Source organism: Nocardioides sp. NPDC057772 (genome assembly GCF_042798075.1).
GTDB lineage: Bacteria > Actinomycetota > Actinomycetes > Propionibacteriales > Nocardioidaceae > Nocardioides.
In genome coordinates this window covers 1-2,727 of record NZ_JBHVKN010000343.1, presented here as the reverse complement: position 1 = coordinate 2,727, position 2,727 = coordinate 1, and the positions used below count along the sequence as shown (strand labels likewise).

General features: G+C 67.5%; 2 protein-coding genes. One reads left to right on the top strand and one right to left on the bottom strand.

Annotation, left to right across the window (positions count from 1 at the left end; translation table 11 throughout):
- Nucleotides 1-45: 45 nt before the first annotated feature.
- Nucleotides 46-957 carry a class I SAM-dependent methyltransferase gene (locus ACFVJS_RS27390; protein ID WP_378886703.1) on the bottom strand — a complete coding sequence of 304 codons (912 nt, stop codon included), beginning with the start codon at nt 955-957 and terminating at the stop codon, nt 46-48.
- Between the two features lie 269 nt (nt 958-1,226).
- Between ACFVJS_RS27390 and rpsA the strand changes: the two genes are divergently transcribed.
- On the top strand, nt 1,227-2,727 hold a 1,501-nt coding region (gene rpsA, locus ACFVJS_RS27385; protein ID WP_378886702.1), incomplete at its 3' end, for a 30S ribosomal protein S1.

Sequence of the window (2,727 nt, the reverse complement as noted above, 5' to 3'; positions counted from 1 at the left end):
CCTCCGAGCCCGTGCTCGTCTTCTCCCGGGTGGGGTCGCCGCTGTCTAGCTGCTCGCCAGGTTCGCGCCGAAGATCGCGGTCCCGGGGGTCAACAGCCCCCTGGTGCGCGACCAGCCACCCCAGATCCGCTCGTGGTCCTCGGGCCACTCGGGTTCGACCAGGTCGGTGATCCAAAACCCGGCACCGGCCAGGACCGACACCCAGTCTCCGAGGGTGCGGTGGTGCTCGACGTACGACACCTCGCCGGTCTCGTCGTCCACCTCGACGTAGGGGGTGCGGTCCCAGTAGGACTGCGCGGCGATCAGGCCCTCGGGACCAGGGTCGTCGGGGAACATCCACCGTGTCGGGTGGGTGATCGAGAAGGCGAAGCGGCCGCCGGGCCGCAGGACGCGGGCGGTCTCGGCGACCGCGTGGGCGATGTCGCTGACGAACTGCAGGGCTCCGAAGGAGCAGAAGACCACGTCGAAGGAGCGGTCGGCGAAGGGCAGGTCGGTCGCCGTGGCCTGGACCGCGGGCACCACGACGCCGGTCTGCTCGTCGAGGCGGCGGGAGTGCTGGAGCTGGCGCCCGGACAGGTCCAGGCCGATGGCGCGCCCGCCCCGGGTGTTCACCCACCGCGAGCACTGGCACGCACCTGAGCCGAGCTCGAGGACGTCCTTGCCGGCCACGTCGCCGAGGACGCCGAGGTCGGCCTCGGTCAGCCCCTCCGGACCCCAGACGAACCCGGCGTCGCCGAGGAAGGGTCCATGGGTGGCCTGGTATTCGTCGGCGTAGCGGTCCCAGTCAGGGCCGTTCGCGCGGCGTGACTCGGCCTCGCTGACCGTACGCCGCTCCGCTCTGACGACCGGGCCGGTGGTGTCGAAGGTCTCGATCGCGCCGAAGCGATGTCCTGAGCCTGTCGAAAGGGGATCGATGGGCGCCTCCGGTCGGACGACCGGGCTGATGGCTTGGTCCACCTCTACAGGGTATGCCTCCCGGCCTGAACCTGGGAATGCGGCGACCGCGACAGTTGGACGGGGCCTGTGACTGGAGCGTAGGCTTGGAAACTGCGTCTGAAGTCTGCCCGGGTCCCGGACCTAGTGGACCTTGGCCTGCTACCTCGACAGCCGGTTCACACCGGGCGACGAAGCCTGTTTGTGCTGGTGCCGGCGAGGGGCTGCCGACCTGAGACTCCCGACGTGTGTGACCCGACGATATCTGTCCACCCAAGGAAACCACCTCCCTTATGACGAGCACGCTCAACATTCCTCTTCCTGACTACGACGCGCCCCAGGTCGCGATCAACGACATCGGGTCGGAAGAGGACTTCCTCGCCGCGATCGACGAGACCATCAAGTACTTCAACGACGGCGACATCGTGGACGGTGTCATCGTCAAGGTCGACCGGGACGAGGTCCTGCTCGACATCGGTTACAAGACCGAAGGTGTCATCCCGTCGCGCGAGCTCTCGATCAAGCACGACGTCGACCCGTCCGAGGTTGTCGAGGTCGGCGACAAGGTCGAGGCCCTGGTGCTCCAGAAGGAGGACAAGGAAGGCCGCCTGATCCTGTCCAAGAAGCGTGCGCAGTACGAGCGCGCCTGGGGCACGATCGAGCAGGTCAAGGAGGAGGACGGCGTCGTCGAGGGCGCGGTCATCGAGGTCGTCAAGGGTGGTCTCATCCTGGACATCGGCCTGCGTGGCTTCCTCCCCGCCTCCCTTGTGGAGATGCGTCGCGTCCGCGACCTGCAGCCGTACGTCGGTCAGACCCTCGAGGCCAAGATCATCGAGCTCGACAAGAACCGCAACAACGTGGTCCTGTCGCGCCGTGCCTGGCTCGAGCAGACCCAGTCCGAGGTTCGCCACGGCTTCCTGACCCAGCTCCAGAAGGGTCAGATCCGCAAGGGTGTCGTCTCCTCGATCGTCAACTTCGGTGCGTTCGTGGACCTGGGCGGCGTCGACGGTCTCGTCCACGTCTCCGAGCTGTCCTGGAAGCACATCGACCACCCGTCCGAGGTCGTCACCGTCGGTGACGAGGTCACCGTCGAGGTTCTCGACGTGGACATGGACCGCGAGCGTGTCTCCCTGTCGCTGAAGGCGACCCAGGAGGACCCGTGGCAGCACTTCGCCCGCACCCACCAGATCGGCCAGATCGTCCCGGGTAAGGTCACCAAGCTGGTGCCGTTCGGTTCGTTCGTCCGCGTCGAGGAGGGCATCGAGGGCCTCGTGCACATCTCGGAGCTGGCCGAGCGCCACGTGGAGATCCCGGAGCAGGTCGTCCAGGTCAACGACGACGTCATGGTCAAGATCATCGACATCGACCTCGAGCGTCGCCGGATCTCGCTCTCGCTCAAGCAGGCCAACGAGACGGTCACCTCGACCGACGTCGAGGAGTTCGACCCGACCCTCTACGGCATGCCGGCGACCTACGACGAGCAGGGCAACTACATCTACCCCGAGGGCTTCGACCCGGAGACGGGCGAGTGGCTCGAGGGCTACGACGAGCAGCGCGCGAAGTGGGAGGAGCAGTACGCTCAGGCCCACGCCCGCTGGGAGGCCCACATCAAGCAGCAGCAGGAGGCCGCCGAGAAGGCTGCCGAGGCCGGCGAGGCCACTGATCGGCACCCTCGCCCTGCCCCGCCGCCGCGGCGACCGCCCGTACACCGCCGTCGAACGGCTGCTCGCGACGCAGTTCGACTTCATCAAGTTCGCGGGCGGCGCTCCGGGCCGCGACAAGCTGCTCGAGCTG